The following is a 24,317-nucleotide window of genomic DNA, read 5'->3' on the forward strand; positions in this document are numbered from 1 at the left end:
AAATGATAGAACAAGGTAGCTATTTGTGATCAAGAGACAGGGTATTGACAGAGAAATACACCTTGCGCAGTTCACCGGCAACCTCGGTCATCAGTTCACCCCAGTCATGCTGGAGTTGGTGGCCGGGTAACGTTTCGTACCGGGCAGAAGCCTTACATTTACGTGTCGAACGCCTGGGTCGAATGTAATCCCGTAGAATGCTGATGCCACCGGTATAACCCTGCTCACGGATTTGGGAAAAAATCACCTCAGCGTTCCAGACATTCTCAGCGATCAGGCCGTTCACCATGGGTTTGAATGACTCCAGTTTGCTGATCCGGGCACCGGTTTTACGTTTGGGTGATGGCCCCTGTCGTTTGAGTGCCCGCTTGACGGTACTGACTGAGCAACCGACATCATCGGCTATGTCTTCAAGGTAGCTGCCTTTGTCCCTTGCTTTTTGTATCATGAGGTAGTCCTCTCGATTGATCATGGCTTCCTTTCTCCTGTGCTGGTAACACTAGAGAAGTCGGCCATGAAGTGGTTAGTCGAGAGGTCATTTCAAATCGGTGATTTTAGATCATTGGGTTTCGGTGCTTACAGGGAAAAAGAACCAACGTCGTCAGCTACCTTACGAGGGAAAGGAAAGCTTTAAGTGGCAAAGAGCCTCTGAAAACACAGAACAAAGGATGGGGGGTAAAATGCCTGACATCATCAGTGTTTGCGACCGGGAGGCGGATATATACGAATATATGCACTACAAACTGGATAACCGACAGCGGTTTGTTGTAAGAGCTACACAAAACAGAATCCTGGTGGATGGCGAACTCTTATTATTTGATTCCTTAGCTCAGACTGAAGTGTTGGGGAAATATACGATAGTGGTTCCTCAAAAAGGAGGTAGAAAGAAGCGAAAGGCAACGCTGCAGGTCAAAAGAAAGAAGATGACAATACAGGCGCCGCAAAGGCCAGGCGGCAGGCCGGAACCGGTAACTATGAAGGCTCTTGTAGGATTTCAGACTGCTACTGGGTTGAACATTGCTGAAGCCCTTTATCTACAAAGGTTGTCAGCATATTGTCCGGTAATGTTGCCCAATCCTTGTTTTTCGTGACCTACAGTCAGTTTTCACTGTAGAGCAGTTCGTAATCAAAATAGAGCCACTATGAATATTGTGTCGGCTGAAGAGATTGGCAATGACTCCGAAGACCGTTTGCACTGGGTACTATTGACAACTGAAGATATTGAAACATTCGAAGACTGTCGCTCTATCATTCGATTTTACGAGCTCCGATGGCGAATAGAAGAGTTCCATAAGGCTTGGAAATCGGGAGCAGGAGTAGAAAGGCTTCGTCTGCAATCTCCGGATAACATTGAACGACTTGCGGTCATATTAATGTTTGTCGCTGTCAGACTAATGCAAATCCGTGAAGCATTAATGTTACCGAATGACAGGCAGCACAAAGACAGAAAGCTTTGGAGTGAAAAAACACTCGCGAATGAGGTGGTCAGTGATGATGAATGGCAGGTTCTCTGGCTAACCTATGAAAAAAAAGCGTTGCCCGATAAGCCGCCAACAGTCACTTGGCTGCTTCAAACGATTGCTCGGCTTGGTGGTTGGGGTGATTCAAAGCATACAGGGCAGCCCGGCTGGTTAGTGGTATGGGAAGGCTGGGCGAAATTGCAGGATCGGGTAAAAACCTGGCAGATAGCCCGGCAGTTCAGCGCTGGAGAGATGTGATCAAGAGTCAGAATATAGTCAGGGATATCGACCTGTTTAAGACAAGTGCCCTGATGCCCTTTCTTTCCACCGGCTTTATTACCAGAAGACTGTCTCAGACTTTTAGGATTGGGTTTTTCATCCGATGGATCGGTACCTTTATCTGCGGAAAGGTCGTCAGAATGATCTGGAGAATTACTGTTTTTACAAGGTTTTTGATAACCATCAGACGATGGCGGCTTGCTGCTGTTTTGACTGTTCTTGCCAACCTTTTCTTCCAATTCTCGACATCGCTCTTCCAGACAGGCAACTCTCATCCGCAGCTCTGCATTCTCTTTCAAGAGAATCTCAGCCGACATAGTTGCGGGTAGTTCTGGAATCATGCTGGCGAATATTGTGGAAAAATGGTGCTTAAGAGGATGGTATAAAAATCAGAAAATTCCAGATTTATGTGGGGGTGCTGAACAGTTACAATGGCTGAGAGCCGCCAGACAAAAACCCGGTGTCTTGAAACCAGATTAGCCAGGAGTTCAGGCATGGCATCCTGATCACGTTCTCTGCGCTCATACTCAGCATTAAGAACTGCTTTGGCATCGTCTGACATCAGCATTTCTTTACCGGCTTGCCGGTCAGTCACATCATCATCAATTTTCTGATCTCTGCCCCGGATGATGCTATTCGCCAACCAGTCAGCCAGATCATTCCGCTCTGCATCAGAGTAGCTCCTTGGCGTTGCTGTATAATTTCCCCGATGGCCATAAATGATTAGATTTCTGTTCAAAGCCCCATTAGCAGACTGTGCCGCGAATGACTTATGCGTCTGCAATTCACGGGGGGTAATATGACCAATAATACAAATATGCGGGCTGGAGGCGATTCTCGGGTTGATTGTTGAGTTTTCAAGAGTCTTACCATTATAGGCATCTCTAAGTACGACAGATAACGTATTGCCGACTCTTTGGTCCTGAGTAAGGACGTTGGAGTACTCAGACTCAGTAACCATCAAACGCTTATCCTGAAGTGTCTTATTATCCTGGTCATCCTCATCAGGGTCTTTAATCGCTTGAATCACACCTTCCCCAGATGAAAGGCCAGACCGCCTTCTGGGTGGTATATAACCATACCGGGCGATCAAACGCTGAGTAGCTTCTTGTTCGATACATTCAACCTGAGATTCTGCTGTGCCCTTAACTTTGCCAGTACGCCCCACCAAGATGCCATATAAGTTCAGAAAGTGCTTCCCATTGCCAATCCGAACAAAGCGGTGCTGGCCAATATGAGCAGCAAAATAGATAACATAGTGAAGAGCTACCGCCATAGGGTGAGCTTCTGTACCGTAACAAGCAGCATTAACCGCTGATGCCAGTGAGGCTGGAAACGCGTTCTCAGGTGCAACAGGCACAACATTAAAGTCATCAATCTCACCTTGCCCTGGAAAGCCAGAGCTGGATGAATGCCCCGCCTCAGCAAAAGAGAACGATTGTTGAGTATGATTGTCCGAAGTGAATTCCTGACTTTGACCAGAAGTCACTTTACTAGTGCAGGAAAGCGCTAATACCCATACACACAAAAATATGCTTTGATTCGCCTCCTTTTTTTGAACAGTAGTAGCAAGGATGCCATCAAAGCATACCCAGCAGATTATTTTGTCAGAACAACAACGTAACGATTTGGAACTCATTATTCGCCAACGGAAAAGCTCTCAATCCATAGTGCTCAGAGCCAAAATCATATTGGCGGGAGCTGAAGGGAAAAGCCTTCTGGAGACAACAAAAGAGCTCGGATGTAACCGTGAAACCGTCACACGCTGGCGGAAGCATTGGGTTGAGCGTAGTGATGAGCTCGCTGTTTTAGAAAAACTGCAAGAAGCCCCTCGCCCTGGTGCAAAACCGATATTTACCGAGGAGCAAATCTGTTTGATTGTCGCCATGTCCTGCGACAAGCCTGAAGACCACGGTTACCCATTCAGCCATTGGTCTGAAAGTTCACTGGCTATGGCGGCTCAGGATAAAGGCATCGTCCCATCGATCTCGCAGAGACAGGTGGGGCGATTTTTAAAATCAGGCCGATATTCGTCCCGATAAAGTTAAAGGTTGGGTTGATACCCCTCGGGATGAAGCCTTCGAAATACATAGCGCAGACGTATGCGACACGTACCGTCAGGCTATGGAGCGTGCTGAACAGGGAGTTCGCACTATATCTTTTGATGAAAAAACAGGCATACAAGCGTTGGAGCCACTGACAGCGGGAAAGCCTGTGAGGCCCGGGCATATTGAAAAGCGTGAGTTCGAGTATAAACGTCACGGGACTCAGGCCTTGCTGGCAGGAATGGATGTGGTAACAGGCAAGATTATTCCTCTGGTAAGAGATACGCGGACGGAACAGGATTTTGCAGACTGGCTTGATAGCATGCTGATGAGTGATCCTGCTGCAGCAGGTTGGCATTTTGTCATGGATCGTCTGAATACCCATATGTCAGAGGCTGCGGTCAAGGCTGTCGCCAGGATTGAAGGTACAGCGGAAAAAGAGCTGGGAGTGAAAGGCAAATCCGGCATTCTCAAGAGCATGAAAACACGGGCTGCTTACCTGAGTGATGTGTCACACAAGATTGTGTTCCACTATACCCCGAAGCACGCATCATGGCTGAACCAGATAGAGATCTGGTTTTCGATTCTGGTAAGGCGCTTTCTGAAACGAAACAGTTTTACATCGACTGAAGACCTGAAGGCACGTCTCCACCAGTTTGTGGACTTCTTCAATGAGAAAATGGCCAAGCCTTTTAAGTGGACTTATAAAGGTCGGCCATTACAGGTGTAATGCTGTATGGGTATTAGCGCTTGGCTGCACTACAAGGAGCCACCTAGCTTATTGATTGCTACAGTCGATAAATTTGCCAGGCTTCCATGGGAAAACCGCGCAGGCGCTTTCTTCGGAGGTGATACTCATCGTCCACCAGAACTGATTATACAGGATGAACTTCATCTTATTTCAGGAGCGTTAGGTTCTATTGTTGGACTTTACGAAGTAGGTTTCGAAGCGATTTTGGTCTCTCGTGGCGTTTATCCCAAGTTTATTGCTTCAACCGCAACTATTCGTCAGGCATCTGAACAGGTTAGAGCACTTTTTGGCCGTGACATGGCGGTATTTCCCCCTGTCGGCCTTCGTCAAAAAGATTCTTACTTTGCTCGTGAGGTGCCGTTAAGCGAAAAGCCCGGGAGACTCTATGTGGGCTATATGGCTTTTGGACGACAACGGCAGAATTGCCTGGAGGATTTGGCGGGTGCTTTAGTATCCACCCCGCAAGTTCTGTTTAATGATCAGGACGAGTTAAAAGACGCGTGGTGGACCGAGATGGTCTACCACGGCAGCCTAAAAGGTGTAGGCAACAGTAGAACAAATTTTCAGAGTGGTATTCCACGTATTCAGCACCGTTTGCTACTAGCAGACTTTTTAGCTAAAGCTGATGTTTTAGAGCCTGGGATAGCCGAGTCACTCCGATCAAAAGAATTCATTCGATCGCCAGGCTTCTTTAACGGTGACTGTCCAGCCATAATTTCCGAGAAACAAGATCTCGCCAAACTTTATAAGCAATACTTTCCTGCTCGGAAGCTAAATATTAAATCACTGACAAGCAACCAAACCCGATCCCCTGCACGCTGACTTTTGACGAGAATCACAAAATCATCACAGTATCTTGCAAAGCAATGACCCCGATATTCAAGCTCCTTGTCGAGTTCGTCGAGGACCACATTAGACAGCAAGGGTGATAAAGGCCCACCCTGTGGCATGCCAACCCTGGTCGGGTAGACATTGCCCTCAATCATGACACCGGAGCGCAGGTAGCTACCAATCAGTTTCAGAAGGCGTTTGTCGCGGACCTTACGGGAGACCCTCGACATCAAAACGTCGTGATTAACCGTATCAAAGAATTTACTCAGATCAACGTCAACAGCGTAATGCAGCCCCCGGTTGATCAACTGCTTAACCTGACGGACTCCGTCGTGTGCTGACCGTCCCGGTCGGTAGCCGAAGCTGTTTGGAGAGAAACCCGGATCAAAGACAGGGGTCAGCACCTGCACAATGGCCTGCTGTATGACCCTATCCATCACGGTAGGGATTCCCAGCAAACGCTCACCGCCGTCCGGCTTTTCTATAACATGTCGGCGCACGGGTGATGGCTGGTAGGTTCCGTCCAATAAGGCTTGACGCACTGAAGGCCAATGCTGTTTGGCAAAGTCTGGATAAGCTTCAATAGTGACTCCATCAATACCTGACTCTTGATCACATCTCTCCAGCGCTGAACTGCCGGGCTATCTGCCAGGTTTTTACCCGATCCTGCAATTTCGCCCAGCCTTCCCATACCACTAACCAGCCGGGCTGCCCTGTATGCTTTGAATCACCCCAACCACCAAGCCGAGCAATCGTTTGAAGCAGCCAAGTGACTGTTGGCGGCTTATCGGGCAACGCTTTTTTTTCATAGGTTAGCCAGAGAACCTGCCATTCATCATCACTGACCACCTCATTCGCGAGTGTTTTTTCACTCCAAAGCTTTCTGTCTTTGTGCTGTCTCTTGATCACAAATAGCTACCTTGTTCTATCATTTCTCACTGATAAAACAGGTCATGCTTCCACTTTCTCCTAAACCATGGTCAGAACTAACTTTTGGATGTGCTGATTTGGGCGATACTCGACGTACAAAACGACTTGTCAAAGTTGCTGCCGAGCTTTCAGCTCATACCGGTAATTCTTTGTCATCTTCATGCGAAGGTTATACCGCACTGGTAACTGGAGCTTACCGGCTGATTGAGAATGAGGCCGTAAAGCCTGAAGCAATAGCTGAGGCAGGCTTTCAGGCAACTGCCAAAATAGCGAGACAGTCTCGCCTACTTCTGGCTCTCGAAGATACAACAACCCTGGGTTATAAACATGCTGTCAGATCCGAGCTTGGTGATCTTGGAGGTCCTGAAGGCTCTAAAACCAGAGGATTCCACGTCCACTCTGTCTTCTTGGTTGTGCGGATACAGAGCGAAGCATTGGGCTTATTGATCAAGAACGATGGGTTAGAGAGGACGTTCAGGGGGAAAAAGAACAACGTCGTCAGCTACCTTACGAGGGAAAGGAAAGCTTTAAGTGGCAAAGAGCCTCTGAAAACACAGAACAAAGGATGGGGGGTAAAATGCCTGACATCATCAGTGTTTGCGACCGGGAGGCGGATATATACGAATATATGCACTACAAACTGGATAACCGACAGCGGTTTGTTGTAAGAGCTACACAAAACAGAATCCTGGTGGATGGGCGAACTCTTATTATTTGATTCCTTAGCTCAGACTGAAGTGTTGGGGAAATATACGATAGTGGGTTCCTCAAAAAGGAGGTAGAAAGAAGCGAAAGGCAACGCTGCAGGTCAAAAGAAAGAAGATGACAATACAGGCGCCGCAAAGGCCAGGCGGCAGGCCGGAACCGGTAACTATGAATATTGTGTCGGCTGAAGAGATTGGCAATGACTCCGAAGACCGTTTGCACTGGGTACTATTGACAACTGAAGATATTGAAACATTCGAAGACTGTCGCTCTATCATTCGATTTCACGAGCTCCGATGGCGAATAGAAGAGTTCCATAAGGCTTGGAAATCGGGAGCAGGAGTAGAAAGGCTTCGTCTGCAATCTCCGGAGGCTCTATTTTGATTACGAACTGCTCTACAGTGAAAACTGACTGTAGGTCACGAAAAACAAGGATTGGGCAACATTACCGGACAATATGCTGACAACCTTTGTAGATAAAGGGCTTCAGCAATGTTCAACCCAGTAGCAGTCTGAAATCCTACAAGAGCCTCTCCGGATAACATTGAACGACTTGCGGTCATATTAATGTTTGTCGCTGTCAGACTAATGCAAATCCGTGAAGCATTAATGTTACCGAATGACAGGCAGCACAAAGACAGAAAGCTTTGGAGTGAAAAAACACTCGCGAATGAGGTGGTCAGTGATGATGAATGGCAGGTTCTCTGGCTAACCTATGAAAAAAAAGCGTTGCCCGATAAGCCGCCAACAGTCACTTGGCTGCTTCAAACGATTGCTCGGCTTGGTGGTTGGGGTGATTCAAAGCATACAGGGCAGCCCGGCTGGTTAGTGGTATGGGAAGGCTGGGCGAAATTGCAGGATCGGGTAAAAAACCTGGCAGATAGCCCGGCAGTTCAGCGCTGGAGAGATGTGATCAAGAGTCAGGTCAAAGAGTGCCCGGAGTGCTTTGCGCTGATACTCGCAGGCCTGCGGGTTTGCCCAGATTGCAGCTATGAATTTCCTGCCAGGGAAAAACACGAATCAGAAGCCTCAACGGCTGCGTTGCTCTCTGCCCAGGTTGAACCGGAATGGTTTGAAGTAGATGAAGTCATCTACTCCATCCATGAAAAGTTTGGCAAACCACCCTCTATTCAAGTCAGCTATCGCTGCGGCCTTGAAACCATTCGAGAGTGGATCTGCTTCCAACACGGTGGTTATGCCCGACAGAAAGCAGTCATGTGGTGGGTAAAACGCTTCGGCCACCTCCCCTGCCCTCAGTTAACAGAAGACGCCTATCAGCAACTGACTGACACCAGAGACATGAAAGAACCCTGCCGTATAGAGGCCATTCAAGATGGCCGCTGGCAGAAGATTCGAGCCTACGACTTTGCTGTAAAAGCAGGAACACCCAGCGAATGGAATGACAACCCCACAAGCAGGCCACAGCCGACAAAGCTGACGCCAGCTGGCGTTGATGTTTTTGATACGGATATTGACTTTTAATTCAGGGAACTGAAATGAACACAGAATTGCTGCTATATGCCCGCTACGAACAGCCCTACGTCAGACTGGAAGAGATCTGCCAGGAGTTCTTTGGCCTCAGTGAGCGTAAAGCAAAAATGGCCGCAGCCGCCCAGGAACTGCCCGTTCCGGTGGTTCGGGTCACCGCCAGCAAAAAATCGCCTATGATGGTAAAGCTCTCAGACTTGGCAGCCTATCTGGACTCCAGGCATGAGACTTACAGCAATACTTGGGAGAAGGTTCAGGGTGTATAGTCGTGCTTTGATTGAACTTTTTCTTGAAAAAATGTAACTATTCAGCACTGAGCAAAGGCATATTACAGTAATTCCGAACAGCTCTATGAAGTGATTGATATATGTCCATTCCCTGTTTTCTGGCAGACGACAAATAGCTGCGAATCCGTGCAAACATAGAACCACCGTCTGCACTCCTGAAGCAGCCTGAGATTTTCTGCTTTAACTTGGCCATTCGAACATCCCGCTCACTGCCATTGTTATCGAAGGGAATGGTAAAATCTGACATGAAGCGCAGTGTCTCAGCCTTGAACTCAGTGAGTCGTTTGAAGAGATTGTAAGCTTTAGTATTCTTGACTTTCTTGCGCTTAAGCTCCTCTCGTTGCTTCTCCATATAGACGACTTCTTTCATTAGAGCCCGCTGAAGCAACCGGTCATAAATCTTCTCGATTCGTTCACAGACAACACTTGGCATCTGTAGCATACCTATGTCTTAAAGCCCTTGCAGTAATGCCAGGAAAGCCTCAGTAGCTTCATCAATCGCAACGCCAGTTGATTGCTGTCCCTATCAACAACACCCAAAAGCTCCCTCAGGTGATGGGCATTGCAAAGTACGTGAGTTGCCGCATATGCAAAATAGATTTCCAATGATCATGAACCAGAACGCCTGCAAATGTTAGCAGTATGCCCATCGTGTCCATGGCCTCACGACCTCGCTTTTCAGACAAGTAGTAGAGCGTCCATTGTTCATCCCGCATAACGTGTAGCCAGTGCAAAGAGCCCTCGGCCCGCATACCCGTTTCATCGGCTCCGGCAACAGACGATTCCCGCAAGGCGTCACGAATAACCTCTTCAGTAGAAGCCAGATTTTCATAGGTTCTGGCCACAAAATTGGCGACAGAGCCTGCACTTACACTCATTTTATAGAGAGTATTAAAATACTCTGACACGCGCTTAAAAGCGGTGTTTGTCAACATAGTTGTCGCCTCAACTTAAGCGGCTTTGCTTAGTTGATCATCAGCAGGTCTGTCGGGATTCAACCAGACTTCATCAGCCAGATCCCAGTTCCTTGTTGACCTCTTTCCCCAGCGCTCTGGGTGACGTTCTTTGGCTTGTTCATAAACCTTTCTGCGGTTAGCCATAAGCACCTTGGTTTCACCACGATGCCTTTGCCCGGGTGTCAGAAATTTCAGCCCACTGTGCTTGTGCTCTTCGTTGTACCATTGGGCAAAACCATGCACCCAGCTACGTGCTGCTTCAAGATCAGCAAATGGCGTGCGCGGATAACCAGGGCGGTATTTCAGGGTTCTGAATATGGCCTCGGAAAAGGGGTTATCATCACTGACCCGGGGACGACTGAATGAGCTCACGACCCCAAGACGCTGCAGTGTTGACAGCATAGTGCCACCCTTCATGGGACTACCATTATCTGAGTGCAGAACCAGTGGCCACTCCAAGGCTGCAATTCCCTGTTTGATACAGGCTTTAGTGATCATTTCTGATGCATGCTCAGCTGATTCGGTTTCATGAATTTCCCATGTAACAATCATACGACTAAAGATGTCTATCACCAGTACAGGTAATAAAACTGCCCCCGTATCGGAGAGCGCAGATAGGTAATATCCCAGGACCAGACCTGGTTGGGTCCGGTAGCACACCAGGACGTTGGCTTATACCTGTTTGGCTTGGCAGCACTGCCCCGATGATGCTGTTGCCCTGTTTCCTCCAACACCCGGTAAAATGTCCTTTCAGACCCCATATAGAGACCTTCATCTAACAATGTGGGCACAATCTGGCTGGGCGGAAGGCTTTTGAACCGCTCGCTGTTACAGACGTCAACAATCGCCTGTCGCTCAGCTTCAGAAAACTTGTTAACCGGTTCTGGCCTGTCAGCATTTTTGCGATTATCTGCGCGCACGTCATCACCCTGCATCCAGCGTTGTACAGTTCTTTCTGTAAGACCAAGGGCTTTGCAGGCTTTTGACTGACGAGCCCCATCTTTAACTGCCTGTTTAATCAGGCTAACAGCATTTTGTCGATCCGGGAGAGAGACTAATCGTCCTCTGGCGCCCCCCAGATCTCTTGGGCCTTTTTTGTGAGTACCAGCAAGGCAGCAGTTTCTGCTAACGCCTTGTCCTTGCGATTGAGTTCACGCTCAAGCTTTTTGATGGTTTTCTTATCTTTTTTTGTGTTCGTCAGACAGCGCCTTACGCTGTTTTGACTGACTTTCAGGCTGGACAGAAACACTGTTAATAAAGGCAGCCTTCCACTGCTGAATTTGTTCAGCAAACAGACCTTTTTTACGACAGTATTCAGCCATTTCTGCTTCATTTAACGCAGCCGTTTCAATGATTACGGCTAACTTGTTTTCAGTTGTCCATTGATCTGGATTCTTTCCGTCGCCCGGCACAGGCACTCCTTTAGATACTGCTTTCTTTCGCCAAGTGTACAGGGTCACATCAGAGATACCAGTCTCACGTACCAACTGCGAAACTGGCACATTATTGGGTGGCATCATCTTCTGAATGATGGACTCTTTGAACTCTTCTGAATAGCGGGCCATTGATTACTCATAGACCGCCCCCTGTTGAGATTTCTAATTTCAGGAGAGGCGACAACTATGCTGACACAGGGGGAAAGGCAGGAAATGGTATTGGTTAAGATAGACGGCCATAGCCTGTGTGGCTGAGCCATATTGTGCGGCAGCGGTAACACCTTCCGGGAATTCAGCCTGATTCCGACAACCACAAGTGCAGATTTTTACTTCAGCTCTATGGGCCGTTACTTCAAATTCACCCGGTCTCCCTGGTTCAAACACCTGTCGTTCAATATATTTGACCGGCTCACTATCAAGAAGAGACGCCTGACATTTATTGCATTCTTTAACCGGAAGGTACTCAATATAGTCAGGGATATCGACCTGTTTAAGACAAGTGCCCTGATGCCCTTTCTTTCCACCGGCTTTATTACCAGAAGACTGTCTCAGACTTTTAGGATTGGGTTTTTCATCCGATGGATCGGTACCTTTATCTGCGGAAAGGTCGTCAGAATGATCTGGAGAATTACTGTTTTTACAAGGTTTTTGATAACCATCAGACGATGGCGGCTTGCTGCTGTTTTGACTGTTCTTGCCAACCTTTTCTTCCAATTCTCGACATCGCTCTTCCAGACAGGCAACTCTCATCCGCAGCTCTGCATTCTCTTTCAAGAGAATCTCAGCCGACATAGTTGCGGGTAGTTCTGGAATCATGCTGGCGAATATTGTGGAAAAATGGTGCTTAAGAGGATGGTATAAAAATCAGAAAATTCCAGATTTATGTGGGGGTGCTGAACAGTTACGAAAAAATTATCAAATAGTTCAGCCTAATGAATAAATTAGCTGCATATATGCCTTTTTATATACTTATCGTATACTTGCCGATAATTTATGAACACATCAGAGATAAAGGAAATGGCTAAAGCAACTGTCTTCGATATAGCTACCTATATCCTCAAAAAGCAAGGGGATATGTCGGCTATGAAGCTTCAGAAGCTTGTCTACTACAGCCAAGCCTGGTCTTTGGTTTGGGACGATAAGCCGCTATTTCAAAGCAGAATTGAAGCTTGGGCTAATGGTCCCGTATCACCTCAGTTATATCTGTCTCTTGATCACAAATAGCTACCTTGTTCTATCATTTCTCACTGATAAAACAGGTCATGCTTCCACTTTCTCCTAAACCATGGTCAGAACTAACTTTTGGATGTGCTGATTTGGGCGATACTCGACGTACAAAACGACTTGTCAAAGTTGCTGCCGAGCTTTCAGCTCATACCGGTAATTCTTTGTCATCTTCATGCGAAGGTTATACCGCACTGGTAACTGGAGCTTACCGGCTGATTGAGAATGAGGCCGTAAAGCCTGAAGCAATAGCTGAGGCAGGCTTTCAGGCAACTGCCAAAATAGCGAGACAGTCTCGCCTACTTCTGGCTCTCGAAGATACAACAACCCTGGGTTATAAACATGCTGTCAGATCCGAGCTTGGTGATCTTGGAGGTCCTGAAGGCTCTAAAACCAGAGGATTCCACGTCCACTCTGTCTTCTGGTTGATGCGGATACAGAGCGAAGCATTGGGCTTATTGATCAAGAACGATGGGTTAGAGAGGACGTTCAGCGGGGGAAAAAGAACCAACGTCGTCAGCTACTTACGAGGGAAAGGAAAGCTTAAGTGGCAAAGAGCCTCTGAAAACACAGAACAAAGGATGGGGGGTAAAATGCCTGACATCATCAGTGTTTGCGACCGGGAGGCGGATATATACGAATATATGCACTACAAACTGGATAACCGACAGCGTTTGTTGTAAGAGCTACACAAAACAGAATCCTGGTGGATGGCGAACTCTTATTATTTGATTCCTTAGCTCAGACTGAAGTGTTGGGGAAATATACGATAGTGGTTCCTCAAAAAGGAGGTAGAAAGAAGCGAAAGGCAACGCTGCAGGTCAAAAGAAAGAAGATGACAATACAGGCGCCGCAAAGGCCAGGCGGCAGGCCGGAACCGGTAACTATGAATATTGTGTCGGCTGAAGAGATTGGCAATGACTCCGAAGACCGTTTGCACTGGGTACTATTGACAACTGAAGATATTGAAACATTCGAAGACTGTCGCTCTATCATTCGATTTTACGAGCTCCGATGGCGAATAGAAGAGTTCCATAAGGCTTGGAAATCGGGAGCAGGAGTAGAAAGGCTTCGTCTGCAATCTCCGGATAACATTGAACGACTTGCGGTCATATTAATGTTTGTCGCTGTCAGACTAATGCAAATCCGTGAAGCATTAATGTTACCGAATGACAGGCAGCACAAAGACAGAAAGCTTTGGAGTGAAAAAACACTCGCGAATGAGGTGGTCAGTGATGATGAATGGCAGGTTCTCTGGCTAACCTATGAAAAAAAAGCGTTGCCCGATAAGCCGCCAACAGTCACTTGGCTGCTTCAAACGATTGCTCGGCTTGGTGGTTGGGGTGATTCAAAGCATACAGGGCAGCCCGGCTGGTTAGTGGTATGGGAAGGCTGGGCGAAATTGCAGGATCGGGTAAAAACCTGGCAGATAGCCCGGCAGTTCAGCGCTGGAGAGATGTGATCAAGAGTCAGCATCAATACCCGGAGCACCCTTGTTGCTTTTGACCTGTTTCCATGCACTTGCCAGATTAGCCGGTTCAAGTACGCAATTTAGTAGATCATGGTTCAAAGCTGGTTAAAGATTCTGTCGCCAAGTACGGTGAGTCGCCGGACGGCTGCATCGCCTTGAGGGAATCAGTCTCCTCTTTGTCGTCGATGTTCGGCCCTTCGCTAACGACTTCCCATCCGTTAATGGCTTCTGTCGTACAGCTACTATGGCCTCTGCTGACTTCTGTCCAATCACCACGCGGAGTTACCTCTGCTGGCGCTATTGGTTGCCATCGGGTTTGCTCGAACAGGATGATGAGACCTGTTCGCCGAGCCTGTTGTAACCAGTGGCTGAGAACTGGGAATTACCAATCGCATGTTGAACAGATCTCCCCGGATAAGGACATGAACTTTCAGTGCACAACCGCCGCATTTACCGTGTCTCACGAACCATAGGGCTTTGTGATCCTTGGCTCACTCGCCCAGAGACTCAGCCTTATATGCGATTTCTGTACGTCGGCTCGCACCTTTGCACTCAGACTGCCTCCGCACAGCCCCTCGCGGGACTGCACTTGCCTTAAGCTAGTGGTTGTCATCAGCAGGCGTCTTTACCGCCAGTCAGATGTAGGTTCTCCCACAGGGGACTTTCACCCCATCAGTTCATGCCCATGCCGGGCGTACCAAGCGGTTCCAAGTGACGCCTACGGCGCACTTGAACCAAACGTTACATGGCTGAAGCTGTTCCTGCGGAAGGATGTGGTGGAAGTTCATCATTTTTATAAATTACTTCATAGTATTGAAGAGGCATTCCGATATAACTCCCGTAGGCATTAATGATTGCTTCAATCGTATGAAAGTAAAGTTTGCTATGACCAATTATGCCAAAACAAATCCCTTCTCCTATGTACATGCAATAGTGCATTCTACCAGTCCTACCTAACATCTTAAATGTTGAAATATTCTTTGAAAACGATGATTCATGAACTGTTTCCAAAGAGTTAAATTCTCTTCTAACGTCATGGCTAGGAAGAATTGTAATTCCAGTATTTAAATACTCTAACAGGTCAGTGCATGAAGGAAAAAATGGATTTACTCTTACTTCCAAAAAATTACATAGCCCTTGTTGAAAGCAGCGTCTAAGTCGCTGAGAAATCAAATCAGAACATGTATAAGTTGTTGAGTGACCATTTCTATTAATAGTAAAAGATATGGGATTCATCATAGACTGAGCTAAAAGCTCATTCAGTTTTTTATTGTTATTACACTTATGAATGTCAATTCCATTAAATTCATGACCATCTATAGAAAATACTAACGCTTCTAGCGGAAACGCCCTGCCTCTATAAGGGCCAGTAACAGCATAAACATTTTCTTTTTTGTCTGTAACAACAATATTTAATGACAAAGTATTTTGACATGACTCTAGTTTTTCTAGATTACCAGTGGCTCGATAATCAGAAAAGTATTGTTTGGCAAAACATAGGTCTATTGCTGGTTTTAAATTTGATGCAACACCTTTGACATGAGTTAATTGAGACTTACAGGCTTCACGAACATTAGACCATGCGTCGTCTGATTTTATTTGATTACGAGTTTCACCGTAATCTGAAAATAATTGTTTGGCCCGATTTAAGGTTATCTCATCTTCAGTTACGTTTCTATTGAATGCAGTTGCTTGAGTATGAATCTCTGAGCTGGTACCTCTCTGCACAATATTTTCAAATAAACGGGCAGAGCTTTCTGTAGGTTGCATTGTTATCTCCAGATAATATTTTACAAGTAATAGGGTAAACAGCTTTCATATTGGGAGCAAGGCAAGTAGCCAGATACTTATGTTTGTTTAGAAAAAAAGTCTTTAATTAAGTTTCAGATTTCAGATTTCAGATGGGTACTCTCTCGATTTGATAAATGACTCAATAGTCAACTAAAACTTTGCCTGACAGATAGTTTTAGTTTTGTGCGGGCTCCAAAATGTCCTCATTGTGGATCGGAAGCCCTTCAGCGCTGGGGAAAAGGAACAAACGCCAACGATTTCGGTGCAAGGTTTGCCGAAAAACACTGAACGCTTTTTCCAAAATACCTTTGGCCCGTTTAAGACGCCCTGAAGCATGGCCGACATATCTTGAGGAAATGACCCACTCTTTAACGCTTCGCCCGGCTGCCAAGCAATGCGGAGTTTCGTTAAATACATCATTCCGTTGGCGACATCGTTTTTTACAGGTCATTGAGCATGATCAGGCACCAGAACTCAGTGGTATTACCGAACTCGATGAAACTTTTTTTCGCGAATCTTTTAAAGGTCAGTAACTATTCAGCACTGAGCAAAGGCATATTACAGTAATTCCGAACAGCTCTATGAAGTGATTGATATATGTCCATTCCCTGTTTTCTGGCAGACGACAAATAGCTGCGAATCCGTGCAAACATAGAACCACCGTCTGCACTCCTGAAGCAGCCTGAGATTTTCTGCTTTAACTTGGCCATTCGAACATCCCGCTCACTGCCATTGTTATCGAAGGGAATGGTAAAATCTGACATGAAGCGCAGTGTCTCAGCCTTGAACTCAGTGAGTCGTTTGAAGAGATTGTAAGCTTTAGTATTCTTGACTTTCTTGCGCTTAAGCTCCTCTCGTTGCTTCTCCATATAGACGACTTCTTTCATTTGCATATTCTGGTAACTCTTGAACACTCATTCTGGTAACACTTGAACACCCATTCTGGTAACACTTGAACACCTATTCTGGTTTCTTTTGAACACTTTTTGATGATTTCCAGAATCACCGTTCAAGCTTCCAGAAACGCTGTTCAACAGACCATAAACCGGTCTAATACAGCTAACAAATATCTTCTTATGCATTGATTTTCCATAACTTTGGCCGTTCTTATCTGTACCAAGAGAGGGAACCGGCCATGACAGAAAACAGGATTACCATGCGTAAGCTACTAGAAATACTCCGGATGCGGTTTGGCAGCCAACTCAGCTTCCGACAAATTTCCCGCAGTGTACGGGTCAGTGTGGGGACGGTATCCAACTACGTTAAGGCCTTTCAGGAATCGGAATTAAGCTGGCCCCTGGCAGAGGATATATCTGAGCCTGAGCTTATTCAGGCGCTGTTTCCCGATGCCTCGATAGCCAATCGAAAAGGGTTGATTGATCCTGACTGGGCTGAGGTGCATCAGGAACTGAAGCGCAAGGAAGTGACCAAACAACGACTCTGGGAAGAATACTGTCAGGCCCACCCCCTCAATGCCTACAGCTATGCCCAGTACTGTCACCGTTACAATCAGTGGCGTGGTTGTCAAAAGCGATCTATGCGACAGCTGCACAATGCAGGTGAAAAGTTATTTGTTGATTATGCCGGGCCAACCATGCCAATCATCAACCCGGACACCGGCGAAATTGCCCACAATGCCCAGATATTTGTGGCAGTGCTGGGAGCGTCCAACTATACCTACGCTGAAGCGACTCTGTCACAAAAAACAGAGGACTGGCTGGGGTCTCATGAACGGGCCTTTGAGTTCTTTGGTGGGGTGCCAGAAATTGTTGTGCCAGACAACCCAAAGTGCGCAGTTATCAAAGCCTGTCGGTACGAGCCGGATCTCAACCCATCATACCAGCACCTGGCTTGTCACTACCAGGTGGCAGTCATTCCGGCACGCCCCTACAAACCCAAAGACAAGGCCAAAGCAGAAGTCGGTGTACAGGTAGTGGAGCGGTGGATACTGGCCAGGCTTCGTCATGAAATGTTCTTTACCCTGGCAGAGCTGAACCTGCGGATACGTGAGCTGTTAATCGAACTGAACCTGAAGCCCTTTAAGCAGTTGCCAGGAACGCGACGTAGTGCGTTTGAACAACTGGATGAACCAGCCCTCAAGCCACTGCCGAAGCAATCTTTTGTGTTCGCTGAGTTTATCAAGGCCCGGGTGAATGTGGATTATCATATTATCTGCAAGGGGCACGCCTACTCGGTTCCCCATCAGCTTGCCAGGCAGGAAGTAGAAGTACAGGCGACTGAGCACTGCGTCACGATCTACGCTAACGGTAAAGTGGTGGCCAGCCACGCTCGCAAGCACACACGTGGATTTACGACGTTAGCAGTTCATATGCCGGAACGACATCGTCACCATCAGGATTGGACGCCTGAGCGTTTACTTAACTGGGCTAACGACATTGGTCAGGAAGTCTATTGTTTTATTCAATCACTGCTGGATAGCAAGGAGCATCCTGAACAAGCCTATCGAGCTTCATTGGGGCTGCTAAACCTGCAGCGGGAATATGGAACTGAACGACTCAACAACGCCTGCGCCCATGCCAGGAACATCGGGGGTTATCGGTTAAAAAATGTCCGATCAATCCTCCAGTCAGGCAAAGACCTGATGCCATTGGAGCCACAGTTAAAACAAACGACAGGTCCCTTGCATGATGATCACGAAAATATTCGTGGCGCTATTTGCTATCAATAACCGGAGGCGAACATGATCAATGAAACACTGGCTCGCCTTAGGTCACTGCGACTGACCGGAATGGCAGATGCCCTCAATCAACAGCTGGACCAGCCGGGCACCTACAGTAGCCTTAGCTTTGAAGAACGACTGTCGTTGCTTACTGAGCAGGAAGAAACAGAGCGAAACAATAAACGTCTGGCTCGGCTGCTCAGAAGCGCCCGGTTTAAACTGGCTGCCCGGATACACGACATTGACTATGAACACCCCAGAGGTCTCAAACAGAACCAGATGGCCAGCCTGTCTGGAGGAGGCTGGCTTGACCGGTACAGGAACCTGTTGATCACCGGACCTTGTGGTTCCGGTAAGAGCTACCTGGCCTGCGCCCTTGGGCACATGGCTTGTCTGAAAGGCTACAGTGTCCGGTACTATCGGATGTCCAGGCTACTGGATGAACTGATCCTTGCCCACGGTGATGGCAGCTACAGCAGGCAGTTGAAACAACTGGCAAAAGTAGACTTGCTGATTCTGGACGACTGGGGCCTGGAACCACTGACGCAGCAACAAAGGAACGATCTGCTGGAAGTCATGGATGACAGGCACGAGCAAGGTTCCACGTTGGTTACCAGTCAATTGCCCACCCGGAAGTGGCATGCCAGCATTGGTGATGAAACTCTGGCCGACGCCATTCTTGACCGGCTTATGCACAATGCCCACCGGATTGAACTCAAAGGCGAATCCATGCGCAAAAAGCTTGGAAAATTGGACGCAGTTGAACACCTGGTCTAAAAATCACACTGGGCAATGTGTAAGGAGTTCAGGGTGTTCAAATGAAACAGAATAGGTGTTCAAGTTAACCAGAATACGCATCATTAGAGCCCGCTGAAGCAACCGGTCATAAATCTTCTCGATTCGTTCACAGACAACACTTGGCATCTGTAGCATACCTATGGTCTTAAAGCCCTTGCAGTAATGCCAGGAAAGCCTCAGTAGCTTCATCAATCGCAACGCCAGTTGATTGCTGTCCCTATCAACAACACCCAAAAGCTCCCTCAGGTGATGGGCATTGCAAAGTACGTGAGTTGCCGCATATGCAAAATAGGATTTCCAATGATCATGAACCAGAACGCCTGCAAATGTTAGCAGTATGCCCATCGTGTCCATGGCCTCACGACCTCGCTTTTCAGACAAGTAGTAGAGCGTCCATTGTTCATCCCGCATAACGTGTAGCCAGTGCAAAGAGCCCTCGGCCCGCATACCCGTTTCATCGGCTCCGGCAACAGACGATTCCCGCAAGGCGTCACGAATAACCTCTTCAGTAGAAGCCAGATTTTCATAGGTTCTGGCCACAAAATTGGCGACAGTGCCTGCACTTACACTCATTTTATAGAGAGTATTAAAATACTCTGACACGCGCTTAAAAGGCAGGAAATGGTATTGGTTAAGATAGACGGCCATAGCCTGTGTGGCTGAGCCATATTGTGCGGCAGCGGTAACACCTTCCGGGAATTCAGCCTGATTCCGACAACCACAAGTGCAGATTTTTACTTCAGCTCTATGGGCCGTTACTTCAAATTCACCCGGTCTCCCTGGTTCAAACACCTGTCGTTCAATATATTTGACCGGCTCACTATCAAGAAGAGACGCCTGACATTTATTGCATTCTTTAACCGGAAGGTACTCAATATAGTCAGGGATATCGACCTGTTTAAGACAAGTGCCCTGATGCCCTTTCTTTCCACCGGCTTTATTACCAGAAGACTGTCTCAGACTTTTAGGATTGGGTTTTTCATCCGATGGATCGGTATCTTTATCTGCGGAAAGGTCGTCAGAATGATCTGGAGAATTACTGTTTTTACAAGGTTTTTGATAACCATCAGACGATGGCGGCTTGCTGCTGTTTTGACTGTTCTTGCCAACCTTTTCTTCCAATTCTCGACATCGCTCTTCCAGACAGGCAACTCTCATCCGCAGCTCTGCATTCTCTTTCAAGAGAATCTCAGCCGACATAGTTGCGGGTAGTTCTGGAATCATGCTGGCGAATATTGTGGAAAAATGGTGCTTAAGAGGATGGTATAAAAATCAGAAAATTCCAGATTTATGTGGGGGTGCTGAACAGTTACAAAGGTCAAAAAAAAGGCCTACCAAGACCCGCGAGGAAACGAGGTAGTGATAAGAAGACAGACTGTCGAAAAATACCAGTCATGGTAGCTAGAGACCGAGGAAGTCAGACGGTTGATGGTGTATTGAAAAATGAGAGCGCAGATGAACTCTGTCGCCATTTAAATGGTCGGATAAATATTGAAACTGTCGTATGTGCGATGCCAGTCTTGCACATGAAAAGCTTGCGAGAGCGTTAGCCCGAATGTTTCATAAACGCTGCTCGAACGGCTGATGTTTTTTTGAACAAACATGGCCTGCCAAATCGTAGCAGCGTATTTTTCTGCATTGATATTGCGTCCCGCCATGGCTTTATGTCAAAAAACATAACGATTTACCTGACACCAGGCGCACCGAACCCTCAACCTCCTTCAGCTGATCCAATAAAACGCCTCCCCAACCGAAAAGCTGTGTCTGTTATCCCGGTCTGAGAACTGGAATGGCAGCAAAAGCTTCCGTCACTCGTTGTAGCAACACTTTCATTGGGTTACTGCTGGGCAGATGTAACTTAACTCGGTCTTTATACTCCACCACCTTAACGGCAATTTTGAACAGCTTGGCGATCACTGTTGAAGGCTGAGCCCTCTGCATCTCTGTATCCTTCAATACAGTGGTTCTCATTTCGTAATGCAGAACATACGCGGCACAGGCGTAGTACATACGCAATGCATTCGCCCGAAAGCTCATATCCGATGTCCGATCACAGGACAGATCATTTTTCAGGTGTTTGATGTAGTTTTCATCCTGTCCTCTGGGACAATAGAACTGCTCATAAATGCACCGGGCCGAGGCATTCTTGATGGAGGTTACAACAAAGCGAGGGTTATCACCCATCTGGTTCACTTCAGCCTTATATATGACACGTGTATCCAGCCCTTTCCAGCTCTTCGCCTGATACTGTGCCTCGCCATACAGACGCACTCGGTAAGGTATCGGTAATTTTATTCAATCGAGCGTAAGCTGTTCGTGCTTGCAGGCAGAGGCGAGCTTCCGCCATGCTTTCATCCGACATTGGCCGTAAGGCCGTTGGATGCCCAGCGCCTTTACCCAGCACGTAATCAGCAGCTTTATCCTGCTCAACAACGCGCATCAGCTCCGGCTGGGAAAAGTGACTGTCTCCCCGGATGATGAGATGTGTTTTCGGCCATGACTGCCGGATCAGCGTCAAAAGACGTTTAACAATGGCGGCATTTTCCCGTCCTGAGGGTGTTTTCCCTGGCCGCAGAATGGCTGTAATCAACTTCCCGCTCAAGCCTTCAAAAATCATCAGTGGCAAATAGCAGGTATTGCCGTATTTGGTGTTGAACAAGCTATACTGTTGAGCGCCGTGGGTCAGGCTGGCTGTGTGGTCCAGATCAATGACTGCCAGCTTGGGCGGTTTTTTATAGCTGCTGAGAAAATGCTCTGCAAAGGCGTAGGCCAGGTCGTATATATCCCTGCGGGACAAGCCCTTCCCGAGTCGTGAACATGTGGGGGCTGATGCCAGATGGGTCTCGGCATTCAGAGGACTGCGACCGACAGCCAGCTTGAACATCGGGTCCTTACGCAAGTGGTTGCTGTCATTGGCATCCTGATATCCGCAGGCCATTTGAAGCACTCGTTGCGTCAGAAGATCCTGCATGGAATGGTCAATATAGGATTGATGTCGTTTGTCCTGGATTGCCTTGACGAGCCGGGGAATTAGCTCACTGCGGATGGCCATTTCATGCAGTAACAGCGCGCCAAAATCGGAGGACAACTCTCCTCCGTTAAAGTCAGCTCTGACAGTTTTACCATTAACAGGGTGAAAACGAAGGGTTTCTTGTGTATGTTTCGTCATAGCAGGTTCCGGATTGCTTCTTCCGAAGCTTTTTTTGGTCGACCCAATCATATCAGGTGATTGGGCGGAACCTGCTCTTATTTATGAAATATTCGGGTTAGAGAAGTTTGGTCTGGAGTTGCATAGAGAGAAATCGCAGATAATTCCTGCAGGATGGATTGCAGCTCAGAGGGCCAATCAATCAGGTAAGCGTCTTTCGACGTTTAACTTCCTGGGGTTCACCTGTTACTGGGGTAAGATGCGAAAAGGTGGTTGGCGACTGAAGTTCACCAGCCGTAAAGATCGTTTTGCATCGAAGCTCAAAGGGTTAAGGGAGTTCCTCTGGAAGCGCCTGAGTTCTGACCGTGTGCAAACGCTGAAGAGAGCGATTCGGGGGATCAAGGGATGGATCAACTATCATGGGATCACAGACAATCAAGGACGGGTCAGGCAGTTCATTCTGCAAGGCAAACGAACGATCCACAGATGGCTTAATCGTCAGGGAGGAAAAGGATACTTGAGCTGGGGAAAGCTGGTGAAAATTCTTAAAGTGTTGGCGTATCCAGAGAGCTGGAAAACGGTGTCAATGTTCCGGTCTCACCGAACATGTGTGGGGACACGGGTCTATCGGGAGCCGGATGCGGTAATTCCGGGGCTTTTACAGGTTGGCGGATGAAAAGTGAGGGGTTGCAACAGAAATAGCCTTCAGAGGAAGATTGATTTGTAAGGATCAAAACTTCTGAAGGATCAGACATGTCTGCAACCCCATCACTTCGTCCTATGTTCGCATTTCCTGGCTGGGTAATCGAGCGAATTGATATTGACTGGAATATCAAACATGCCTTTGTCCATCTCCGTCGGGATGGCCGTATACAACACGTCAGATGTAGTAAGTGCGAAACACCTATGGGGCAGATGAAGACAAACGATCGAAGCGTTCAGGATCTGCCACTGGGGACTCTTCAGGTAAATCTTCTCTTCACTGCATTTCAAGGGCGTTGCTCTCGTTGCGGTAATATAGAAACAGTCACGCCTCCGGGGCTTGCACCTAAAGCTCAAGCAACAGAGCGACTTAAAAGGCATGTCAGCCATCTATGCCGCTATATGCCATGTGACAAGGTTCCTGAATTCATTGCTATCTCTGGCGGCACCGCTCGTCGCTGGGATAAAGAGATGCTCATGAAGATGCTGCCTGCACCCAAGCGGGATGGTATTCGCGCTCTTCTTATCGATGAAAAATCCATTGGTAAGGGGCATCATTTTTTAACCGTTGCTCTGAATGCTGATACCGGTGAAACGCTGTTCCTTGGTGAAGGAAAAAAGAAAGAAGTTCTGGATCGGTTCCTTTCCAGTCTGACAGAAGAACAAAAAGCAAGCATTGAATGCGTTGGTATTGACCGTGGTGGAAGCTATCAGGCTTCAGTGAGAGAGCATCTGCCAAACGCCGATATTGTATACGACAAGTTTCATATTATTGCCAATTACAACGATGTGATTGACCAAATCAGGCGCAGGGAGTGGCGACAGGCAGAAGAAGAGGACAAGCCGTTTATCAAAGGGCAACGCTTTAACCTGTTCAGAAATCCTGAGAATTTAACACCAAAAGGGCAAAGTAATCTGAAGGAGTTGTTAGCCATGAATGAGGATCTCAATCAGGCATATATCCTGAAAGATATGCTAAAACAGCTATGGACGTACAAATATAAAGCCTGTGCCAGAAAGTGCCTGGACAACTGGATAGCACTTGCCAAAGAAACAGGGATATCCGAGTTAAAGAAGTTCGCCAAGGGGTTAGACAGAGCTAGAGAAGGGTTACTGTCATACTGCCAGCATCGTATAACCAGCGCGAAAATCGAAGCCTTCAATGGGGTTATCAAACGGATCATCTATAAAGCATGCGGTTACAATGACCTTGATTACCTATATTTGAAAATTAGACAGGAGGCTCTGAAATGATCAGCCAACCTGTAAAAGCCCCGTAATTCCGCAAGTCCGGGTTCTGAGCTGTCTCTTGATCACAAATAGCTACCTTGTTCT

29 protein-coding genes and 5 pseudogenes are annotated in these 24,317 nt (G+C 47.3%); 20 read left to right on the top strand and 14 right to left on the bottom strand.

Translation table 11 applies throughout. The features are described 5' to 3' along the window. Positions 1-19 precede the first annotated feature (19 nt). Positions 20-448 (bottom strand): hypothetical protein, encoded by a 429-nt coding sequence (locus MJO57_RS18455; protein WP_252017782.1) that lies wholly within the window; start codon positions 446-448, stop codon positions 20-22. 100 nt (positions 449-548) lie between these two features. On the opposite strand from MJO57_RS18455, the gene MJO57_RS18460 reads away from it, so the two are divergent. Together MJO57_RS18460 and MJO57_RS18465 are read left to right on the top strand one after the other, a co-directional pair. Beyond that, a complete protein-coding gene (locus MJO57_RS18460; protein ID WP_252017784.1) occupies positions 549-1,091 on the top strand; it encodes a hypothetical protein in 543 nt (180 codons plus the stop codon). Positions 1,092-1,142: 51 nt separating this feature from the next. Beyond that, a complete protein-coding gene (locus MJO57_RS18465; protein WP_252017317.1) occupies positions 1,143-1,718 on the top strand; it encodes an IS4 family transposase in 576 nt (191 codons plus the stop codon). Positions 1,719-1,858: 140 nt separating this feature from the next. Here the strand turns inward: MJO57_RS18465 and MJO57_RS32825 are convergent. Both MJO57_RS32825 and MJO57_RS18475 read right to left on the bottom strand, forming a co-directional pair. After that, positions 1,859-2,080, bottom strand: a pseudogene (locus MJO57_RS32825) (DUF6444 domain-containing protein); the annotation flags it as partial. Then, positions 2,077-3,228, bottom strand: a complete 1,152-nt coding sequence (locus tag MJO57_RS18475) for a DUF3987 domain-containing protein (RefSeq protein WP_252017786.1) — start codon at positions 3,226-3,228, stop codon at positions 2,077-2,079. The gene MJO57_RS18475 and the pseudogene MJO57_RS32825, both read right to left, overlap by 4 nt. An 85-nt stretch (positions 3,229-3,313) precedes the next feature. Between MJO57_RS18475 and MJO57_RS18480 the strand changes: the two genes are divergently transcribed. The 3 genes from MJO57_RS18480 to MJO57_RS18490 all read left to right on the top strand — a co-directional run bounded on the left by MJO57_RS18480 (position 3,314) and on the right by MJO57_RS18490 (position 5,357). Then, a complete protein-coding gene (locus MJO57_RS18480; RefSeq protein WP_252017788.1) occupies positions 3,314-3,781 on the top strand; it encodes a helix-turn-helix domain-containing protein in 468 nt (155 codons plus the stop codon). 82 nt (positions 3,782-3,863) lie between these two features. Next, positions 3,864-4,514, top strand: a complete 651-nt coding sequence (locus MJO57_RS18485) for a transposase (protein WP_252017790.1) — start codon at positions 3,864-3,866, stop codon at positions 4,512-4,514. A 6-nt stretch (positions 4,515-4,520) separates the two neighbouring features. Next, positions 4,521-5,357 (top strand): hypothetical protein, encoded by an 837-nt coding sequence (locus MJO57_RS18490; protein ID WP_252017791.1) that lies wholly within the window; start codon positions 4,521-4,523, stop codon positions 5,355-5,357. Here MJO57_RS18490 and MJO57_RS18495 read toward each other — a convergent pair. Both MJO57_RS18495 and MJO57_RS18500 read right to left on the bottom strand, forming a co-directional pair. Beyond that, complete coding sequence (locus MJO57_RS18495; RefSeq protein ID WP_252017793.1) at positions 5,279-5,866, bottom strand: reverse transcriptase domain-containing protein; 588 nt, start codon at positions 5,864-5,866, stop codon at positions 5,279-5,281. The genes MJO57_RS18490 and MJO57_RS18495 overlap by 79 nt on opposite strands. Positions 5,867-5,978: 112 nt before the next feature. After that, on the bottom strand, positions 5,979-6,275 hold the full coding sequence (locus tag MJO57_RS18500) for an IS4 family transposase (protein WP_252017795.1): 297 nt from the start codon (positions 6,273-6,275) through the stop codon (positions 5,979-5,981). Between the two features lie 44 nt (positions 6,276-6,319). On the opposite strand from MJO57_RS18500, the gene MJO57_RS18505 reads away from it, so the two are divergent. The 4 genes from MJO57_RS18505 (at position 6,320) to MJO57_RS18520 (ending at position 8,755) form a co-directional block, all read left to right on the top strand. After that, a complete protein-coding gene (locus MJO57_RS18505) occupies positions 6,320-6,964 on the top strand; it encodes a transposase DNA-binding-containing protein (RefSeq protein WP_252017797.1) in 645 nt (214 codons plus the stop codon). 154 nt (positions 6,965-7,118) lie between these two features. Continuing rightward, positions 7,119-7,385, top strand: a complete 267-nt coding sequence (locus MJO57_RS18510) for a transposase (protein WP_252017799.1) — start codon at positions 7,119-7,121, stop codon at positions 7,383-7,385. Positions 7,386-7,568: 183 nt separating this feature from the next. Then, a complete protein-coding gene (locus MJO57_RS18515) occupies positions 7,569-8,483 on the top strand; it encodes a hypothetical protein (protein WP_252017801.1) in 915 nt (304 codons plus the stop codon). A 14-nt stretch (positions 8,484-8,497) separates the two neighbouring features. Beyond that, positions 8,498-8,755, top strand: coding sequence for a pyocin activator PrtN family protein (locus tag MJO57_RS18520; protein ID WP_252017754.1), 258 nt, complete (start codon positions 8,498-8,500; stop codon positions 8,753-8,755). A 37-nt stretch (positions 8,756-8,792) separates the two neighbouring features. Here MJO57_RS18520 and MJO57_RS18525 read toward each other — a convergent pair whose 3' ends face one another. The 5 genes and pseudogenes from MJO57_RS18525 to MJO57_RS18540 form a co-directional block, all read right to left on the bottom strand. Continuing rightward, a complete protein-coding gene (locus tag MJO57_RS18525) occupies positions 8,793-9,209 on the bottom strand; it encodes a transposase (RefSeq protein WP_252017803.1) in 417 nt (138 codons plus the stop codon). Positions 9,210-9,220: 11 nt separating this feature from the next. Next, entirely contained in the window at positions 9,221-9,382 is a 162-nt protein-coding gene (locus tag MJO57_RS33340; protein ID WP_371924639.1) for a hypothetical protein, read from the bottom strand. After that, positions 9,325-9,711, bottom strand: coding sequence for a transposase (locus tag MJO57_RS18530; RefSeq protein ID WP_371924640.1), 387 nt, complete (start codon positions 9,709-9,711; stop codon positions 9,325-9,327). The genes MJO57_RS33340 and MJO57_RS18530 overlap by 58 nt, the downstream gene beginning before the upstream one ends. A 15-nt stretch (positions 9,712-9,726) precedes the next feature. Continuing rightward, positions 9,727-11,297 (bottom strand): annotated as a pseudogene (locus MJO57_RS18535) (IS3 family transposase). 39 nt (positions 11,298-11,336) lie between these two features. Then, positions 11,337-11,984: a DUF6444 domain-containing protein gene (locus tag MJO57_RS18540; protein ID WP_252017805.1), complete on the bottom strand. Its 648-nt coding sequence runs from the start codon at positions 11,982-11,984 to the stop codon at positions 11,337-11,339. On the opposite strand from MJO57_RS18540, the gene MJO57_RS32830 reads away from it, so the two are divergent. The 4 genes from MJO57_RS32830 to MJO57_RS18555 all read left to right on the top strand — a co-directional run bounded on the left by MJO57_RS32830 (position 11,983) and on the right by MJO57_RS18555 (position 13,854). Next, positions 11,983-12,108 (top strand): hypothetical protein, encoded by a 126-nt coding sequence (locus MJO57_RS32830; protein ID WP_256491695.1) that lies wholly within the window; start codon positions 11,983-11,985, stop codon positions 12,106-12,108. The genes MJO57_RS18540 and MJO57_RS32830 overlap by 2 nt on opposite strands. 77 nt (positions 12,109-12,185) lie before the next feature. Then, complete coding sequence (locus MJO57_RS18545) at positions 12,186-12,392, top strand: Panacea domain-containing protein (protein ID WP_252017756.1); 207 nt, start codon at positions 12,186-12,188, stop codon at positions 12,390-12,392. Between the two features lie 38 nt (positions 12,393-12,430). Then, on the top strand, positions 12,431-13,075 hold the full coding sequence (locus MJO57_RS18550; RefSeq protein ID WP_252017807.1) for a transposase DNA-binding-containing protein: 645 nt from the start codon (positions 12,431-12,433) through the stop codon (positions 13,073-13,075). Between the two features lie 23 nt (positions 13,076-13,098). Beyond that, on the top strand, positions 13,099-13,854 hold the full coding sequence (locus MJO57_RS18555) for an IS4 family transposase (RefSeq protein ID WP_252017809.1): 756 nt from the start codon (positions 13,099-13,101) through the stop codon (positions 13,852-13,854). 750 nt (positions 13,855-14,604) lie between these two features. Here the strand turns inward: MJO57_RS18555 and MJO57_RS18560 are convergent. Continuing rightward, positions 14,605-15,633: a hypothetical protein gene (locus MJO57_RS18560; RefSeq protein ID WP_252017811.1), complete on the bottom strand. Its 1,029-nt coding sequence runs from the start codon at positions 15,631-15,633 to the stop codon at positions 14,605-14,607. 198 nt (positions 15,634-15,831) lie between these two features. On the opposite strand from MJO57_RS18560, the pseudogene MJO57_RS18565 reads away from it, so the two are divergent. Beyond that, positions 15,832-16,184, top strand: a pseudogene (locus MJO57_RS18565) (IS1595 family transposase); the annotation flags it as partial. A 3-nt stretch (positions 16,185-16,187) separates the two neighbouring features. On the opposite strand, the gene MJO57_RS18570 reads toward MJO57_RS18565, so the two are convergent. After that, on the bottom strand, positions 16,188-16,568 hold the full coding sequence (locus MJO57_RS18570; RefSeq protein ID WP_252017813.1) for a transposase: 381 nt from the start codon (positions 16,566-16,568) through the stop codon (positions 16,188-16,190). A 221-nt stretch (positions 16,569-16,789) separates the two neighbouring features. On the opposite strand from MJO57_RS18570, the gene istA reads away from it, so the two are divergent. Both istA and istB read left to right on the top strand, forming a co-directional pair. Next, entirely contained in the window at positions 16,790-18,343 is a 1,554-nt protein-coding gene (gene istA, locus MJO57_RS18575) for an IS21 family transposase (protein WP_252017310.1), read from the top strand. A gap of 12 nt (positions 18,344-18,355) precedes the next feature. Next, positions 18,356-19,111 carry an IS21-like element helper ATPase IstB gene (gene istB, locus MJO57_RS18580; RefSeq protein WP_252017309.1) on the top strand — a complete coding sequence of 252 codons (756 nt, stop codon included), beginning with the start codon at positions 18,356-18,358 and terminating at the stop codon, positions 19,109-19,111. A 3-nt stretch (positions 19,112-19,114) separates the two neighbouring features. Here the strand turns inward: istB and MJO57_RS18585 are convergent, their stop codons facing one another. Continuing rightward, positions 19,115-20,356, bottom strand: coding sequence for an IS66 family transposase (locus tag MJO57_RS18585; protein WP_252017814.1), 1,242 nt, complete (start codon positions 20,354-20,356; stop codon positions 19,115-19,117). Between MJO57_RS18585 and MJO57_RS18590 the strand changes: the two genes are divergently transcribed. Together MJO57_RS18590 and MJO57_RS18595 are read left to right on the top strand one after the other, a co-directional pair. Further along, positions 20,355-20,492: a hypothetical protein gene (locus MJO57_RS18590; protein WP_252017816.1), complete on the top strand. Its 138-nt coding sequence runs from the start codon at positions 20,355-20,357 to the stop codon at positions 20,490-20,492. The genes MJO57_RS18585 and MJO57_RS18590 overlap by 2 nt on opposite strands. Then, positions 20,440-20,693 (top strand): annotated as a pseudogene (locus MJO57_RS18595) (IS1595 family transposase); the annotation flags it as partial. The gene MJO57_RS18590 and the pseudogene MJO57_RS18595, both read left to right, overlap by 53 nt. Positions 20,694-20,899: 206 nt before the next feature. On the opposite strand, the pseudogene MJO57_RS18600 reads toward MJO57_RS18595, so the two are convergent. After that, positions 20,900-22,301 (bottom strand): annotated as a pseudogene (locus MJO57_RS18600) (IS1380 family transposase). Between the two features lie 13 nt (positions 22,302-22,314). Here MJO57_RS18600 and MJO57_RS18605 point away from each other — a divergent pair. Beyond that, complete coding sequence (locus MJO57_RS18605) at positions 22,315-22,956, top strand: hypothetical protein (protein ID WP_252017818.1); 642 nt, start codon at positions 22,315-22,317, stop codon at positions 22,954-22,956. A 77-nt stretch (positions 22,957-23,033) separates the two neighbouring features. Further along, entirely contained in the window at positions 23,034-24,236 is a 1,203-nt protein-coding gene (locus tag MJO57_RS18610; RefSeq protein ID WP_252017687.1) for an ISL3 family transposase, read from the top strand. The last annotated feature ends 81 nt before the right edge of the window (positions 24,237-24,317 follow it).

Origin of the sequence: Endozoicomonas sp. SCSIO W0465 (genome assembly GCF_023716865.1) — a bacterium.
Lineage (GTDB): Bacteria > Pseudomonadota > Gammaproteobacteria > Pseudomonadales > Endozoicomonadaceae > Endozoicomonas.

Excerpts from the sequence above, each read along its gene's own strand:
- MJO57_RS18455 (WP_252017782.1), bottom strand. The coding sequence starts at position 448 with ATGATACAAAAAGCAAGGGACAAAGGCAGCTACCTTGAAGACATAGCC.
- MJO57_RS18465 (WP_252017317.1), top strand. The coding sequence starts at position 1,143 with ATGAATATTGTGTCGGCTGAAGAGATTGGCAATGACTCCGAAGACCGT.
- MJO57_RS18480 (WP_252017788.1), top strand. The coding sequence starts at position 3,314 with ATGCCATCAAAGCATACCCAGCAGATTATTTTGTCAGAACAACAACGT.
- MJO57_RS18485 (WP_252017790.1), top strand. The coding sequence starts at position 3,864 with ATGGAGCGTGCTGAACAGGGAGTTCGCACTATATCTTTTGATGAAAAA.
- MJO57_RS18490 (WP_252017791.1), top strand. The coding sequence starts at position 4,521 with ATGGGTATTAGCGCTTGGCTGCACTACAAGGAGCCACCTAGCTTATTG.
- MJO57_RS18505 (WP_252017797.1), top strand. The coding sequence starts at position 6,320 with ATGCTTCCACTTTCTCCTAAACCATGGTCAGAACTAACTTTTGGATGT.
- MJO57_RS18510 (WP_252017799.1), top strand. The coding sequence starts at position 7,119 with ATGACAATACAGGCGCCGCAAAGGCCAGGCGGCAGGCCGGAACCGGTA.
- MJO57_RS18515 (WP_252017801.1), top strand. The coding sequence starts at position 7,569 with ATGTTTGTCGCTGTCAGACTAATGCAAATCCGTGAAGCATTAATGTTA.
- MJO57_RS18520 (WP_252017754.1), top strand. The coding sequence starts at position 8,498 with ATGAACACAGAATTGCTGCTATATGCCCGCTACGAACAGCCCTACGTC.
- MJO57_RS18525 (WP_252017803.1), bottom strand. The coding sequence starts at position 9,209 with ATGCCAAGTGTTGTCTGTGAACGAATCGAGAAGATTTATGACCGGTTG.
- MJO57_RS18530 (WP_371924640.1), bottom strand. The coding sequence starts at position 9,711 with ATGTTGACAAACACCGCTTTTAAGCGCGTGTCAGAGTATTTTAATACT.
- MJO57_RS32830 (WP_256491695.1), top strand. The coding sequence starts at position 11,983 with ATGCTGGCGAATATTGTGGAAAAATGGTGCTTAAGAGGATGGTATAAA.
- MJO57_RS18540 (WP_252017805.1), bottom strand. The coding sequence starts at position 11,984 with ATGATTCCAGAACTACCCGCAACTATGTCGGCTGAGATTCTCTTGAAA.
- MJO57_RS18545 (WP_252017756.1), top strand. The coding sequence starts at position 12,186 with ATGGCTAAAGCAACTGTCTTCGATATAGCTACCTATATCCTCAAAAAG.
- MJO57_RS18550 (WP_252017807.1), top strand. The coding sequence starts at position 12,431 with ATGCTTCCACTTTCTCCTAAACCATGGTCAGAACTAACTTTTGGATGT.
- MJO57_RS18560 (WP_252017811.1), bottom strand. The coding sequence starts at position 15,633 with ATGCAACCTACAGAAAGCTCTGCCCGTTTATTTGAAAATATTGTGCAG.
- istA (WP_252017310.1), top strand. The coding sequence starts at position 16,790 with ATGACAGAAAACAGGATTACCATGCGTAAGCTACTAGAAATACTCCGG.
- istB (WP_252017309.1), top strand. The coding sequence starts at position 18,356 with ATGATCAATGAAACACTGGCTCGCCTTAGGTCACTGCGACTGACCGGA.
- MJO57_RS18590 (WP_252017816.1), top strand. The coding sequence starts at position 20,355 with ATGCTGGCGAATATTGTGGAAAAATGGTGCTTAAGAGGATGGTATAAA.
- MJO57_RS18585 (WP_252017814.1), bottom strand. The coding sequence starts at position 20,356 with ATGATTCCAGAACTACCCGCAACTATGTCGGCTGAGATTCTCTTGAAA.
- MJO57_RS18610 (WP_252017687.1), top strand. The coding sequence starts at position 23,034 with ATGTCTGCAACCCCATCACTTCGTCCTATGTTCGCATTTCCTGGCTGG.